Annotated in this window: 12 protein-coding genes; 9 read left to right on the top strand and 3 right to left on the bottom strand. The window is 44.3% G+C overall.

Annotation, left to right across the window (positions count from 1 at the left end; translation table 11 throughout):
- Nucleotides 1–888: an NAD(P)-dependent oxidoreductase gene (locus AC1DO4_RS09410; protein WP_477415130.1), complete on the top strand. Its 888-nt coding sequence runs from the start codon at nucleotides 1–3 to the stop codon at nucleotides 886–888.
- Between the two features lie 126 nt (nucleotides 889–1,014).
- On the opposite strand, the gene ispE is transcribed toward AC1DO4_RS09410, so the two are convergent.
- Nucleotides 1,015–1,815: a 4-(cytidine 5'-diphospho)-2-C-methyl-D-erythritol kinase gene (ispE, locus tag AC1DO4_RS09415; RefSeq protein ID WP_477415132.1), complete on the bottom strand. Its 801-nt coding sequence runs from the start codon at nucleotides 1,813–1,815 to the stop codon at nucleotides 1,015–1,017.
- A gap of 170 nt (nucleotides 1,816–1,985) precedes the next feature.
- Between ispE and AC1DO4_RS09420 the strand changes: the two genes are divergently transcribed.
- From AC1DO4_RS09420 to AC1DO4_RS09450, 7 genes are all read left to right on the top strand, one after another.
- Nucleotides 1,986–2,807 carry a thymidylate synthase gene (locus AC1DO4_RS09420; protein WP_477415134.1) on the top strand — a complete coding sequence of 274 codons (822 nt, stop codon included), beginning with the start codon at nucleotides 1,986–1,988 and terminating at the stop codon, nucleotides 2,805–2,807.
- A gap of 39 nt (nucleotides 2,808–2,846) precedes the next feature.
- Entirely contained in the window at nucleotides 2,847–3,035 is a 189-nt protein-coding gene (locus tag AC1DO4_RS09425; protein ID WP_477415136.1) for a hypothetical protein, read from the top strand.
- Nucleotides 3,032–3,406: a type II toxin-antitoxin system death-on-curing family toxin gene (locus AC1DO4_RS09430; RefSeq protein ID WP_477415138.1), complete on the top strand. Its 375-nt coding sequence runs from the start codon at nucleotides 3,032–3,034 to the stop codon at nucleotides 3,404–3,406. The genes AC1DO4_RS09425 and AC1DO4_RS09430 overlap by 4 nt, the downstream gene beginning before the upstream one ends.
- A gap of 552 nt (nucleotides 3,407–3,958) precedes the next feature.
- Nucleotides 3,959–4,441, top strand: a complete 483-nt coding sequence (locus tag AC1DO4_RS09435; protein ID WP_477415140.1) for a dihydrofolate reductase — start codon at nucleotides 3,959–3,961, stop codon at nucleotides 4,439–4,441.
- Nucleotides 4,442–4,556: 115 nt separating this feature from the next.
- Nucleotides 4,557–7,532 (top strand): protein translocase subunit SecDF, encoded by a 2,976-nt coding sequence (gene secDF / locus AC1DO4_RS09440; RefSeq protein ID WP_477415142.1) that lies wholly within the window; start codon nucleotides 4,557–4,559, stop codon nucleotides 7,530–7,532.
- A 571-nt stretch (nucleotides 7,533–8,103) separates the two neighbouring features.
- Nucleotides 8,104–9,417, top strand: a complete 1,314-nt coding sequence (locus AC1DO4_RS09445; protein ID WP_477415145.1) for an NAD(P)/FAD-dependent oxidoreductase — start codon at nucleotides 8,104–8,106, stop codon at nucleotides 9,415–9,417.
- A gap of 154 nt (nucleotides 9,418–9,571) precedes the next feature.
- The gene (locus tag AC1DO4_RS09450) at nucleotides 9,572–10,423 is read left to right on the top strand and encodes a hydroxymethylglutaryl-CoA lyase (RefSeq protein ID WP_477415147.1); all 852 of its coding nucleotides are present in this window, start codon (nucleotides 9,572–9,574) and stop codon (nucleotides 10,421–10,423) included.
- Nucleotides 10,424–10,743: 320 nt separating this feature from the next.
- Here the strand turns inward: AC1DO4_RS09450 and AC1DO4_RS09455 are convergent, their stop codons facing one another.
- Nucleotides 10,744–11,976, bottom strand: a complete 1,233-nt coding sequence (locus AC1DO4_RS09455) for an ROK family protein (protein WP_477415149.1) — start codon at nucleotides 11,974–11,976, stop codon at nucleotides 10,744–10,746.
- 175 nt (nucleotides 11,977–12,151) lie between these two features.
- On the opposite strand from AC1DO4_RS09455, the gene AC1DO4_RS09460 reads away from it, so the two are divergent.
- A complete protein-coding gene (locus AC1DO4_RS09460; protein WP_477415151.1) occupies nucleotides 12,152–12,352 on the top strand; it encodes a hypothetical protein in 201 nt (66 codons plus the stop codon).
- A gap of 586 nt (nucleotides 12,353–12,938) precedes the next feature.
- On the opposite strand, the gene AC1DO4_RS09465 is transcribed toward AC1DO4_RS09460, so the two are convergent.
- Entirely contained in the window at nucleotides 12,939–15,356 is a 2,418-nt protein-coding gene (locus tag AC1DO4_RS09465; protein WP_477415153.1) for a glycoside hydrolase family 3 N-terminal domain-containing protein, read from the bottom strand.
- Nucleotides 15,357–15,478 lie beyond the last annotated feature (122 nt).

Consider the following 15,478-nt stretch of genomic DNA (forward strand, 5'->3'; position numbering starts at 1 on the left):
ATGGAAAACAAAATCGGATTTATGGGCCTTGGCAACATGGGTACCCAGATGGCCAAAAACCTCATCAGCGCAGGCTACCATTTACAGGTTTACAACCGCACCCTTTCAAAAGCCGACGAGCTTGGCGCGGCCCACATCACCAAATGCCAAACCCCGGCTGATGCCGCTGCGGGCGTACCCATTGTGGTGAGCATGCTATCAGAAGATGAGGCGCTGCGAGAATCGGTTACAGGCGACGACGGAATTTTAAAAACGCTACAGCCAAATGCTGTGCACATATCCATGAGCACCATCTCGCCAGACACCGCAGAGCAACTGGCAAAGGCGCATAAAGAAACTGGCAGCTATTACCTTGCCGCGCCGGTATTCGGCAGGCCTGAAGCGGCGGCGGCCAGGAAACTTTTTATCTGCGTATCCGGCGATCAGTTTTCAAAAGATGCAGCCAAACCGGTGCTTGATAGCCTGGGGCAGGGCATATTTGATTTTGGTGAAAATGTTGGCAGCGCCAACGTATTGAAAATAGCCGGCAACTTCATGATAATGGCTTCGATGGAAATGATGGCAGAGGCCTTTACCCTTGCCGAAAAGAACGGCCTTGACCGTGTGCAGGTAGCCAACTTTTTTGGATCAACATTGTTCAACGCCCCCGTTTACCAAAACTATGGGAGGCTTATTGCCAACAAGCAATATGAACCGGTAGGCTTCAAGGCAAAATTAGGCTATAAGGACGCGCGCCTGGCATTTAAACTATCGCAGACAAGCGAGACACCCATGCCGCTGGTAAACGCCGTACACAGCCGCTTATTAACCGCCATTGCAAAAGGCCTTGGCGACAGGGATTGGGTAGAAGGTTTCGGCAGAGGTGTGAGTGAGGATGCGGGTGTTTGATTTCGATTTCGGATTTGGGATGTTCGATTTCGGAATTTTTATTTTTTGATTTGATGAATTTGGGATTGATAAATCTTGCAATCTCCAAATCAAAATAAATCCGAAATCGAACATCCCAAATCCCAATTACAAATAGAATACCTGGTTTGAGGATTCTAAATATTTAACATCCGGCGTTTCACTGAATATCCCAAACACTGATGCTCCGCTCCCGCTCATACTGGCGTAAATAGCACCGGCCTGGTAAAGGGCTGCCTTAACACCGCGGATCTCTGCGTGATTTTTGAAGATTGATATTTCGAAATCATTTTTGATATGCTTCTTCCATTCGGTTATCGGTTCGGTGATCAGCTCCAGTAAAGAGTCTTTTACCGGGGCTGGTTTTATCCCGCCAAAAGCTTCGGAAGTGGAGATATGAATATCGGGCATTACCAATACAATTTTGTAGGCCGACAGATCGAGTTTGACTGGCTCAAATTCATCGCCCCTTTCAAAAGCGTAAACAGGTTTGTTTTCGATGAAGAAAGCACAGTCGGCGCCAAGGCGGCGGGCATAGCCGGTCATCTCATCAATGGACAAATCAAGTTTAAACTCTTCGTTCATCAACCTGATAAAAAATGCGGCATCGGCAGATCCGCCGCCCAGGCCAGCACCTATCGGAATATTTTTGTGCAGGTGGATATTTACCGGTGGCAGGTCAAAATCCTTTTTCAACATGTGGTAGCCTTTAACACAAAGATTATCCTCTATCCTGCCTGGTATGCCAAGGCCCGATGAAGTAAAGTTCAGCTTATCGCCCGCTACCACTTCCAGCGCATCTTTTAAGTTGATGGGATAAAAAATGGTTTCGAGATTATGATAACCATCAGGGCGACGTTCGGTAATATTGAGGCCAATGTTTATTTTTGCATTTGGAAAAAGGATCATAATAAAAAACTAACACTGCTTGTATTTTTACACATCTGTTAGGATACCAAAATTAGATTATTTTTCTTTGTTCCGAAATCGTTCATTGGTTCACTGGTTCATTGGTCTCTTCTTACCCTGATCAATCCAACTACTCACCCAATCAACCATTCACTTAATCAACCAACAAAATGAAACAGTATCTCGACCTGATGAAACATGTGATGGAAACCGGCGCGCAAAAGCACGACAGGACAGGAACCGGTACCGTAAGTGTGTTTGGCTACCAGATGCGTTTCGATCTGAAAGATGGTTTCCCGATGGTGACCACCAAAAAGCTGCACCTCAAATCAATCATCCATGAGCTGATATGGTTTTTGAGCGGCGATACCAACATCAGCTACCTCAAAGAAAATGGCGTACGAATCTGGGACGAATGGGCTGATGCCGAAGGAAACCTTGGTCCGGTTTACGGATACCAGTGGCGCAGCTGGCCAAAACCCGATGGCGGCCACATCGACCAGATAACGCAGGTGGTTAACCAGATTAAAAACAATCCCGACTCGCGCCGCATGATAGTATCCGCCTGGAACGTTGCCGATGTAAACCAGATGGCCCTGCCGCCCTGCCATAGCTTGTTTCAGTTTTATGTGGAGCCCCCTAACCCGCTGAAGGGGGAGCTGAAGGGCAAGTTGTCCTGCCAGTTATATCAGCGTAGTGCGGATATATTTTTGGGTGTACCTTTCAACATCGCGTCATACGCGCTGCTTACCATGATGATGGCGCAGGTATGCGACCTTGACTATGGCGACTTTATCCACACTTTTGGCGATGCCCACCTGTACAATAACCACATGGACCAGGCCAACCTGCAACTAAGCCGCGAGCCGAGGCCGCTGCCAACCATGAAGATTAACCCGGAGGTAAAAGACATCTTCGCGTTTAAGTTCGAAGATTTCACTTTAGAGAACTATGATCCATGGCCGCATATTAAAGCAGCTGTGGCGGTATAGCGCTTGTTGTTGTTATTTTAAAATTTTGTAAATTTGATCATGACCTCTGTCCAGATAAAAAACGAAATACAAAAAGTACTTGACCAGGTACCGGAAACCGTGTTGCAGGATATTTTAGATTTTGTAAAAGAATTGCAGACACAATCACCCGGGCAGGTAAAACTTGCCAATAATTTACGAAAGATCCTTTCTGAAGATAAAAGTTTATTGCAAAGGCTTGCTCAATGATCGATTTTCAAACAACCCTGCAAATTCACAATATTTTAATTGAAAAATTTGGAGGCATTAAAGGGATAAGAGACCAGGGAGGATTAGAAGCTGCAATAGCGCGTCCACTGGCAACATTTGATGGCCAGGACCTGTATCCCGAAGCCATTGATAAAGCCGCAGCTGTTTTTGAAAGTATCATCATTAATCATCCTTTTCTTGATGGCAATAAACGAACCGCTTATACCTTACTCAGGTTAACTCTTCTTGAAAATGGATTGGATATTATTGCTTCTGAAGATGAAAAATACGACATGACAATTTCCGCCAGCAAGGGAGAATTGAATTTTGACGGTATAAAATTGTGGCTTTCCGAAAAAACAAAAGGATGATTTGCTTCAAACTAATACATGAACCAGAATTTTCCGAATTAAAGAAGTATCAAAATTTCACTAATCTTACAAAACAAACACCACGCGTCATTGCGAGGCACGAAGCAACCCCCGATAAGCAGATCCGCTCTGTATCGTTAGGGATTGCTTCGTGCCTTATAACGACGTGTTTTTAAAGCACTGATTATCAGCACATATTTTAATGATTCTATAAACTGAAATGATGTTTCAGCATGGCGGCGAGCCGACTCACCCCGACATCGCTGCGCTTGTCACCCCTCTCTCCGCTTCGCGCATAGAGGGGATTTGAAATAAAAAAAATGTTTAAACCCTCTTTCCAACGAAGTTGAAGAGAGGGTCGGCCAGCAAAGCGTAGCCGGGGTGAGTCGTTGCCAGCATGCAAAGCCGATTGCTTGGGTTAAGCCCTACAAGTCATTACTGTTTTTTCCAGGATCATCCTGGTGGAAACTCGCAGTGACGTTTTATGAATATTTAACAGCCTGAATTCAAAAAATTCTTTAATTCGATGAATTCCGGTTCAGATTAACAACAATGACAACATCAATCATCGTAGCCATCGCCAAAAACAACGCCATCGGTAAAGACAACAAATTACTCTGGTACCTGCCTAACGACTTAAAGCATTTTAAGGAGGTAACAACCGGCCATACAGTGATCATGGGGCGCAAGACCTTTGATTCGGTTGGTAAGCCCCTGCCAAAGCGCCGCAATATCGTGGTGACACGTCAGCCAATCACTATTGAGGGCTGCGAGGTGGTTAGCTCCATTGAAGCTGCTTTAGCACTTTGTGCCGGTGAGGAAGAAGTATTTATTGTTGGCGGTGCCGAGATCTACAGGCAAGCTTTACATTTAACCAACCGCATCTACCTGACGCGGGTTGACCAGGACTTTGATGGCGATACTTTTTTCCCCAAACTTGACCCAAAGGAGTGGGAGGAAAAAGAACGGGAAGATTTTGAACCGGATGAAAAAAACAAATACCACTATTCGTTTATTACGCTTGAGCGGAGCTAACATTTTTTGTCATCAATTTGTTTTAATTTAAAATTTTGTGCTTGCGAAATTTTATTAGATTTGCCGTCTTATTAAAAATAGCTTATAAACTAATTAATTACATATTACAAATTCGATGCAAGGTAAAGGGGTTATTAAATTTTTCGCCATTCTGCTGGCAGTTGTATGCTTATACCAGCTGTCATTTACATGGGTGGCCCAAAAGGTTGAGAGTGATGCCAAGGCATACGCAAAGGGAAGCACAGATAAAGAAAAGGCTTACCTGGACTCAATGTCTACACAACCGGTATATCCGTTATTTAAACACACTTATGCTTACGTAAAGCAAAGAGAACTTGCACTGGGTCTCGACCTTAAAGGTGGTATGAACGTTACCATGCAAATTCAGTTAGACGAGTTGGTGCGTAAAATTGCTAACAACAATCCGGATGTTGTATTCAACCAGGCTTTGGCAAATGCCGACAAATTACAGGCAGATGCAAAAACCAGTCAGAAAGATTACATCGCGTTATTTGTAAGCGAGTATGAGAAACTAAACCCTGATGGTAAACTGGCGACTATCTTTTCAACAAAAGACAACCAGGATCATTTAAAGTTCAACGCGTCAAACAGCGAAGTTGAATCTTATTTGAAAGATCTGGCCAATACCGCGGTAAAACAATCATTCACGGTATTAAACACCCGTATCAACCAGTTTGGTGTAACCCAGCCTAACATTCAGCTGGAAGCAAGCTCAAACCGCATCCTGATTGAACTTCCTGGTGTTAAAGAACCAGATCGTGTTCGTAAATTACTATCAGGAACGGCAAAGCTGGAGTTTTATCAAACTTTTGATAACACTGAAGCTTACCAATACCTTGGTAGTATTGATAACCTGCTTGCTGCTAAAAACAAAACATTAAAAGTCGATTCGTCAAAAGCTAAAGCAACGGCTAAAACTGATACCGCTGCCAAAGCAGGATCATTATTGAGCAAGGTTCAAAAAAATGCAGAAAAAGATACTTCGGCTGCAGCATTAAGCAGTAAAACGCAACAGGCAGCGTTACACCCATTGTTCGCGGTGTTGGAACCCAACGTTGGTCGCGATCAAAGCGGTCAGCCGCAATTAGGTTACGGCCCGGTTGTTGGTTATGCTGCATTAAAAGATACCGCCAAGGTTAATTCATACCTTCACAGCGCGTTGGCGAAATCGGCTATTCCACGTAACATCAAATTCCTTTGGGATGTAAAGCCTGTAAAAGATGCCAAAACCAAGATTTTTCCTTTATATGCAATTAAATTAAGCGGTGCCAGTAATGGCCCGGTATTGGAAGGTGACGTAATTACCGATGCCCGCCCTGACATGGATCAAAAGGGAAGCCCTGATGTGCAAATGACCATGAACTCTGATGGTGCACAAAAATGGCGTACAATTACTGCCGAGGCATCTGCTGCAACCAACAAAAGAGCTATCGCTATTGTTCTTGATGATAACGTATACTCTGCCCCTAACGTTCAAAACGAAATTTCTGGCGGTGTATCCTCTATATCAGGAAACTTTCAGATAGAAGATACAAAAGATTTAGCCAATGTGTTAAAGGCCGGTCGTTTACCTGCTCCGGCCCACATCGTATCCGAAGAAGTTGTAGGTCCGTCCTTAGGCCAGGAAGCAATCAACGCGGGTGTTACCTCATGTATCCTGGGTTTAGTTGTGGTACTGATATTCATGGTTGCTTATTACAACCGTGCAGGTACTGTAGCGGTGGTTGCGGTAATTATTAACATCTTTTTCCTGATGGGGGTTTTAACCAGCTTAGGCGCGGTATTAACCTTGCCAGGTATGGCTGGTATAGTGCTCACCCTGGGTATTGCGGTTGATGCCAACGTATTGGTATATGAGCGCGTGCGTGAAGAGCTTGCTTTAGGTAAATCATTAAAGATAGCCGTAGCCGACGGTTTTAAACACGCGTTACCATCTATCCTCGATTCACAGATCAGTACCTTCTTAACTGGTTTAATCCTGTTCATCTTCGGATCCGGCCCGATACAAGGTTTCGCTACTACATTGATGATCGGTATCATTACTTCATTGTTCTGTTCGTTACTGATCTCAAGGGTTATATTTGAGTGGATGCTTGAAAAAGGCTGGGATGTTAAATTCAGCAACCCATGGAGTTCACACACCTTTAAAAATGCAAACTATGCGTTCGTAAAAAACCGTTTCAAGTTTTACATTTTCTCTGGTTTGTTTATCACTGCCGGCTTAATATCAATTTTTGTCCGCGGGTTTAGTTATGGTGTTGATTTTGAAGGCGGCCGTAATTATATCGTTAAGTTCCCTAACAAAACAGTTACCACCGGCAAGATCCATGATGCTATTGATGCAACTTTAGGTCGTGGTACCGAGGTTAAAACATTGGGTACTGATAAAATGAGTATCACTACCAACTACCTGATTAAAGAAAACACTACAGCAGCCGATGCTAAAGTACGAAGCACGCTTGTTGAGGCTTTGGGTACTAAAGCAGAAACTAAAATTGCCGATAGTGATATTTTGGGTGGAGCTAAAGTAAGCGCAACAATTGCCGATGAGTTAAAAACCTCGGCTGTTTATACCGTATTGTTTGCCATATTTGTAATCTCTGCATATATCCTTATTCGTTTCCGCAAATGGCAGTTTAGCTTAGGTGCAATGGTAGCAACAGCGCATGATGCCCTGTTGGTACTTTCGTTCTTCTCATTATTCAGAGGAATATTACCTTTCTCACTGGATATCGACCAGGCGTTCATCGCGGCTATCCTAACGGTTATCGGTTACTCTATTAATGATACCGTGGTAGTGTTTGACAGGATCCGTGAGTTTCTTGAGCACCAATCAAAAGATGAAAAACAGGAAGAGGTTATTAACCGCGCTATCAACAGCACATTAAGCCGTACCATTATCACTGCTTTAACTGTGATATTTGTATTGATCGTATTGTTCATATTTGGTGGCGATGTAATCAAAGGCTTCTCGTTCGCGTTATTAATCGGTGTTATTTTCGGTACATACTCATCTATCTGCGTGGCAACACCTGTGATAGTTGACTTTGGAAAAAAACATCTTAAATAAAATAATTTGAATTATTAAAAGGCTCCAAAGAACATTTGGGGCCTTTTTTGTTTTAAAGAAGGTATCTCGCTGCCCTCACCAAAGGTATTGCGCGTGTATATAACTTTTTAATAAAAGAAAATTGTCATTTCCGAACGAACCGGGTGGGGATGAGCGCTTGAGTGAGGAGAAACTATTTCTTGAGCGATAGCGAAAAATCTTCGGCGATATGCTATGCAACTATGCATGGTTCAGAGCAGGGCGTATAAGATTTCTCACTCGTACCTCGTTTCGAAATGACAATCGGTTTTATTAATTAAAAAAGATCCCGAAGATGTGTACACGCAGTAACTCCAAAATGAAGGTACCTGATTGCCAATTGGGTACGCTTTAAAACAGGCCGATGGACGGGGTTGCAAATATTTTATAATGAGGTATAATTGCATTGTAAAATGAAATATAAAATACTGCCAAAAACTGTCATCGGCACAGGTATTGTACTATAATAAAAAGGCAAAGGCGTATATTTGCGCCTGATAGGCAATTACTGCAACGCAATACGCATCTCTGCATCATCACTAATAATCTGTATATGAACAAATCAGATAGCTCAAAATTCCCTTTAGTAGTTATAGTTGGCGGCGGCTTCGGCGGCCTGCAGGTAGCTAAAAAACTGGAAAATAAACCCGTTGACGTTTTAATGCTCGATAAGCATAATTACCACACCTTTCAGCCGCTGCTGTACCAGGTGGCTATGGGCAGTATCGAAGCTGAGTCGATAGCTTTTTCCTTGCGGAAGAACTTTGCGGGTCAAAAAAACTTTCGTTTCCGGATTGCCGAAGTGTTAAAAGTAAATCCCGAAAGCAATACTTTAGATACTACCATAGGCGAAATAGCCTATGATTACCTCGTGATAGCTACCGGATCAACTACCAACTTTTTCGGCAACAAAGAGATCGAGCATTTTTCTATGCCGATGAAATCCATCCCCGAAGCACTGAATCTGCGGTATTCTGTTTTGCAAAATATTGAAGAGGCCCTGCTAAAACCAAACAAGGAAGAGCGGGAAGCCCTGCTTACGTTTGTATTGGTGGGTGCCGGACCAACGGGCGTTGAGCTTTCGGGCTCATTAGCCGAGCTGCGCAACCACATCCTGACCAAGGATTATCCCGAGCTTAAAAAGGAAGAAATGAAGGTGTACCTGGTAGATTTTTTGCCAAAGGTGCTGGGGCCTTTTTCTGATCAGGCTTCAAAAGCGGCTAAACAATTCCTGGATAGTATGGGTGTTGAAGTGCTGTTAGGTGTAAAGGTTGAAAGTTATGATGGCAATGAAATAAAATTTGAAGGCGGTAAAACCATCCGTACTAACAATGTTATCTGGAGCGCCGGTGTTATGGGCGTAGTGCCCGAAGGTATAGACAAAGGAAATATTGAACGGGGTAACAGGATAAGGGTTGATAGCATTTGCCGGGTGGTTGGCAGTACCAATATTTTCGCCATCGGCGATGTGGCCGCCATGATTACTGATGAAACACCTAAAGGCCATCCTGGCGTGGCACAGGTGGCTATTCAAATGGGTGTACATGTAGCAAAAAGCATTGTACAGCTTATCAATCATGAGCCAACCGCTCCTTTTAAATATTTTGATAAAGGCTCATTGGCAACCATAGGTCGTAACAAAGCGGTTGCCGATTTGGGCAGGATCAGGTTCCAGGGATTTTTTGCCTGGCTGGTATGGATGTTTGTGCACCTGATATCACTTTTGGGAGGACGTAATAAAGTGATTGTATTTATAAACTGGGTATTTAGCTATGTTAACTATAATGGCGGTACAAGGCTCATTATCCGTAAGTTTGAACGTGAAGGCCTCACCGATGAGCAGCATTTGCCGGAGACGGTGAATTAGTGAGTGGTGAGTGGTGAGCGGTGAATGGGGAGTTGGGAATTGTACCGGTTGTTAATTATTAATAAAAGTTTTAAGCTTGCATATAAATAACGGCATATAGCAAGCAATTAAAATTAATCAACATTAACCACTCACTACTCACTACTGACCAACAATGGACATCAAAATAACCGAATGCCCCCGTGATGCGATGCAGGGAATAGTGCATTTTATCCCTACTGATGTAAAAGCTGCTTATATTAACCTGCTTTTACAGGTGGGGTTTGATACAATAGACTTTGGGAGTTTTGTATCGGCTAAAGCCATACCGCAGTTGCAGGATACCGCCGGGGTTTTAAGTAAACTGGATTTAAGCAATACCCGGTCAAAACTGCTTGCCATAGTTGCCAATTACCGCGGGGCCGAAGAAGCTGTAAAGCACCCCGAAATTACCTATTTAGGCTATCCGTTTTCAATATCCGAAACCTTTCAGCTCCGTAATACCAACACCACCCTGCCACAGGCATTTGATAACGTGAAGCGCATGCAGGAACTGAGTATGGCCAATAATAAAAAACTGCTGGTTTACCTTTCTATGGGTTTTGGTAACCCTTACGGCGACGAGTGGAACACCGCCATTATTCATGAATGGACTGATAAATTAGTGAGCGAAGGCATTCACAACATAGCTTTAGCCGATACCATAGGCATTGCTGATGCTGCCCAGATCAGCAGTATTTACCCTGACCTCTGCAAGATGTTTCCTCAAACGGAGTTTGGCATTCACCTGCACAGCACTCCTGGTACCTGGCAACCCAAAGTAGCAGCGGCTTATCAAAGCGGCTGCAAACGTTTTGATACTGCACTAAAGGGCTACGGCGGCTGCCCAATGGCCACAGACGACCTTACAGGCAACATAGCCACAGAAAACCTTATTGATTACCTTAAATCACAAAACGAGCTCCTGGGGCTTAATTTTGATAAATTACAGGAAGCACTGGACTATTCGGGCAAAGTGTTTTTGTAGATACTGCTTAGATGTGCAGGTTAATGAAGCACATAATCCACCCGTCACGAGTGGTAAAATTTCGCAAAACTCTGAAGGAGGAATGACAAACCGGCGAAAGACTTACGAAGTTTTTAAAACTTCGTAAGTCTGGGATTCTACAACATGTCATTGCGTACGAAGCAATGACGATGGTGGAAGTAATATGTTAAAACGAAAAATACAGACTTGTGAAGTGACTCTGTAAGTTGGGGATTGCTTCGTACCTCGCAATGACGGTGGTTTGCGACCCTCATCTGCACATTTGAAATCTGCACATCTGCACATTTGAAATCTGCACACTACCGCACAACCGCTTTCTTTGTTTTTGAAACTTTAGCCTTAACCGATTTATCAAAATTTTCCATAACCAATACGGATGCACCAATCAGTTCGGCATCAAAACCAAGTTCGGATACCAGCAGCTCTGTACCAGCCGAAAGTCTTGGGATGCAATATTTATGAATAGCCTGTTGTATGGGGGCCATTAGTATTTTGGCAACCTTTGCCCCCCTGCCGCTCAATACAATGATGGCCGGGTTCATGATATGCACCAGGATGGCCAGGGCCTTCCCTATTTTGTAACCCGCATCTGATAACAGCTCAATAGCAAACTGATCGCCGTTGTTGGCAGCTTCCAGCATAGCATCACCTATAAGTTTGGAGTGATCGTTACTATTGTATTTTAAACTGGTTATGCGGCCTTGTTTAATACCGGCAACGGCCTTTTGGGCCACCACCAGCAACGATGCTTCTGCCTCCAGGCAACCGCGTTTGCCACACTCGCAAAGTGATCCATCCTCAGATACCGGAATATGGCTCAACTCGCCTGCAAAACCATTATGTCCCCTAAACAGCTTCCCGTTCACTATCATTCCCAAACCTATTCCCCAGCCCAGGTTAATAACCATTACCTCTTTTTGAGCTTTGGCAATACCAAACTTTTGTTCGGCAAGAGCAATCAAACTTGAGTCGTTATCAATATAAGTATCTATTCCGGTTTTGTCGGTAAAGTACTCGGTAAGGCTTTGTCCGCCGGCATCAAGGTATGTATAATTTATACCCTCTGTAACGTTCACAAAGCCAGGCATTCCGATGCCTATCCCTGCAATTTTTTCTTTGGGGATACCGGTTTGTTTAATATAACCGTTGATTTCTTCGGTCAATTTACTTAACGCTTCATCATTATTCAGCAGCTTCAGCTCAAAAGTAAGCATATCCGCTACCGGGCTGTTGAGCAGATCAAAAAGCTGGATACGTGCGGTAAGCTGATCGAGCGCAATTGCCAGTATGTACATGGCATTGGCTTTTACCGAATACATGAGCGGTCTGCGGCCACCACTTGAGGGCGCATAACCATCCTCAACCACGAAACCTTCGTGCATCAGTTCATTAATAGCTTTAGCTATTGACGGAATACTTTTATCAAATAACTCGCTCAATCCGGCACATGACATCGCTTTATTAAAATAAAGCTTCTTGATGATCATATTTTTTAGCTGACTGCCCCTCACACCTTTATTTTCGGGTTCCATTCAATAATTAATAGTAATGTTTTTAAAAGACTAAGCTTAAGTGTTTAAAGTTTATAAAATTATAAATAAAGTAACGATAGTGCAACTGTAAATATTACAGTTAGTAAAATTGATTAATTGACAAAAATAATCAAATGAAATAAAATGAGGGGATGACAGGTAAATAATTTAAGGAGTGGCATTTACTGGAGACTATGTGAAGATACAGGCGTTACAGGCTAATACAAAAACAATAAGTATTGACAGCAGGGAAATCGCTTTAGTTATTAATTTCTTTTTGCATAAACATCCAGCACTGGCCTTCCAGGTCAGCGGCGCGGTGGCGAGCACCTGGGTAACCTTCGATGTACTTTTTATGTTAGAGGCTCCTGTCTAAAAATAAAAAACTGGTCGTCATTGCGAGGCACGAAGCAATCCCGAACTATGCAGATCGGATTTGTAAAGCAACTCTGTAAGGCGGGGATTGCTTCGTGCCTCGCAATGACGTGTGGATAAGTGCTTCGTTAGAAGTCTAAAAATCTCTAATAAATCATTTTTAGACAGCCCCTTAGATCAGGTTTATTTTTCTTCATTTTCCTGGTTTTTTCTCTATTTTTCTTCATTTTCCTGAGATTTTCCAGATTAAGAATCGCTTAAAACCAACGTTTTTACCCTATGGGGCATTCTAAATAAGCTAATTATTAAAACGGCTATAGCGTTAGCGGGCTGCATTTGGGCGTTAAAAAATGTCCATAATTTATACTGATTGCCGATTATTTAAAAAACGCAAGTAGCTGACAATCAAAACAAACAGCGTTCCACCCCATGTTTTCAACAAAACTTAAAGTATTGACTATCAGCACAAATAGCGTTCCACACCGTTCGGGGCGTACCAGCGTTCCGATGGAACGCCGGATCAGATCAGGCTCAAAAAAGCGCGAAGAGAATAAAGGTAAGCAGTTCTTTGCCTTTGCCTTCCACCTCTACTCCACCTCAAACTCTTTCTTCAGCTTTATATCTTCCGATGAGCTGCCTATCATCACCATAAACTTACCGGGTTCAACGGTCCAGTTCATATTCTTGTCCAATAAGGCCAGGTCGTCGGGGTGCAGGGTGAATTGTACCGTCTTTTTTTCGCCGGGTTTAAGGTTAATGCGTTCGAAACCACGCAGGTCGTATTCATAGGTGGTTACGCTGCTTACCTCGTCCTTTAGGTACAGTTGCACCACCTCATCACCCACCCGTGCACCCGTGTTGGTTATATCTACACTTACCATTACATCACCTTGCGCGTTCTCTTTCCCGGGCGACACTACCAGGTTACTGTATTCAAATTTGGTATAGCTTAAACCGAAACCATAAGGGTACAAAGCGCCGTTAACACTGGTTTTACCCCAGCTGTTCTGGCCTTTCTGCCCGGCCTGCGAGTTGGGCTTAAACGGAAAGTTAAACTCAATTTGCCCGGTTGTTTTAGGGAAGGTAATAGGCAGCCTGCCGCCGGGGTTATTATCGCCAAACAAGGTTTCGGCAATTACCTGCCCGCTTTGCACACTTGGGAACCAGGCCTCCAGGATGGCAGGCACATATTTGTTTTCCCAGTTGATGGTAAGCGGCTGCCCGTTTATCATCACCATAACTACAGGTTTACCGGTAGCCTGCAAAGCCTGGATCAGCCTTAACTGGCGACCAGGCAAGTTCAACCCAGTACGGGAAAGACTTTCACCTACCCTATCCACATCCTCGCCCACAACGGCTATAACTACGTCGGATAACTTTGCTTGGGCCACCGCAGAATCAATACCGGCCTGCTCCTGCGCTGTAAGCGGTGTTTCGATGATCTCGCTTTCGGGCCAGGTGACATCAATTATATCGCAGCCTTTGATGTAGTTTACGTTTGCTCCTGCGCCAACATAGTTTTTGATCCCATCCAATACATTGGTCACCGGGTTATGCGAGGGACCATACCTGCTGGTAGCATAATTGGTTTCGGCAGCCAGCGGACCGGTTACCAGTATGTTTTTAAACCTGGTTTTATCCAGGGGCAATAAATCCCCTTCATTTTTTAACAACACCATAGACTCCCGGTTCATTTTTAGCGACATGGCCGCATCAGCTGCAGTATGAACAATTTTATCGGCAGCCTTGGGATCTTTCACATAAGGACTATCAAACAAACCCAGGCGGAATTTTACCCGCAACACATCACCAACCCTGGAATCGATGATCTTCATCGAGAGCCTGTTTTCTTTGATCAGCTCACGAAGCGGTAAAATAAAGGTTTGGGGCATGGTGAAATTGGTGCGCACATTCAGGCCAGCCTCAACCGCCTGTCTTACAGCTTCTTTATAATCGGCTGCAACATGGTGTTTGGAGTATAGGAACTCAACTGCCTCGCTATCGCTAACCACATAGCCGTCAAAACCAAATTGCTGGCGCAGCAGTTGCGTTAAAAAGTAATAGCTGCCGGTTACGGGTACTCCATCCCAATCATTATAGCTGCTCATAACGCCCATAGGATGCGCCTCCTGGATCACCCGGCGAAAAGGGTACAAATATACCTGGTGCATTTCCCTCGGCGCCACATGCGGATCGGTACGGGCGCTGCCGTCGCGTCCGCCTTTTGGCACACTATACACCGCGAAGTGTTTCAGGGTTGAGGCAACCCCTTCTTCCTGGATCCCCAGAACCATTTGCTTGCCCAGTTCGGCAATATGGAAAGGGTCTTCACCATAGCACTCCACCACGCGGCCCCAGCGCTGGTCGCGGGCGGGGTCGAGTATGGGCGCATAAACATTGGTATAACCCAAAGCTTTCGCCTCGCGGCCTACTGTCTGCCCGGCCTGGCGCACCAGTTGCTTATCAAACGTACTGCCTATACTTATAGGTGCCGGTAATGGCGTTGCCCGGTCGTGATTTAAGCCATGAATCCCCTCGTTGGTAAAATCAACCGGGATGCCCATACGGGTTTCCTCCACAAACCATTTCTGAATGGTATTGATAGCCGATGCATGTTTGCTGAAAGGAAATGAATATTGTGTCGGCGCAGCATCGGTATGCGAGGTAAGGTTATTTAATTCTTCATCGATGTTGGCAATGCCATCCTTCCAGATCTCGTTTTTCCAGTTGGGCACGGGCATTTCGTCTTTCAAAACCCGCTTGTAGCCATACAGTGTGGCCATCTGGCAGGTTTTCTCCTCAACGTTCATCTGGCTGAGCAGATCGGCAACACGTTTATCAATGGCCTGGGATGGATCTTCGAATACATCCATTTTGCCATTTTTGTTAAAATCTATCCAGCCTTTATGGTAAATGTTTTTTTGTTGTGCCGATGCCGGTAAAGCCAGCCCGGCTGCCAGTGCCGATACCATGCAAATGCGCGGCAGGTAATACTTTGTTCTCATGTAGATGAATTGCGCGTTAGTATTTCAAATATAGGAGAATGGGTAATGCGTTGTACGCCTGACACAAAGCTGTTACAATGCCCCCCGGCCCCCTAAAGGGGGAGCCTGAAGTATAAATGCAA

It is taken from the genome of Mucilaginibacter sp. P5_A6 (assembly GCF_056400585.1).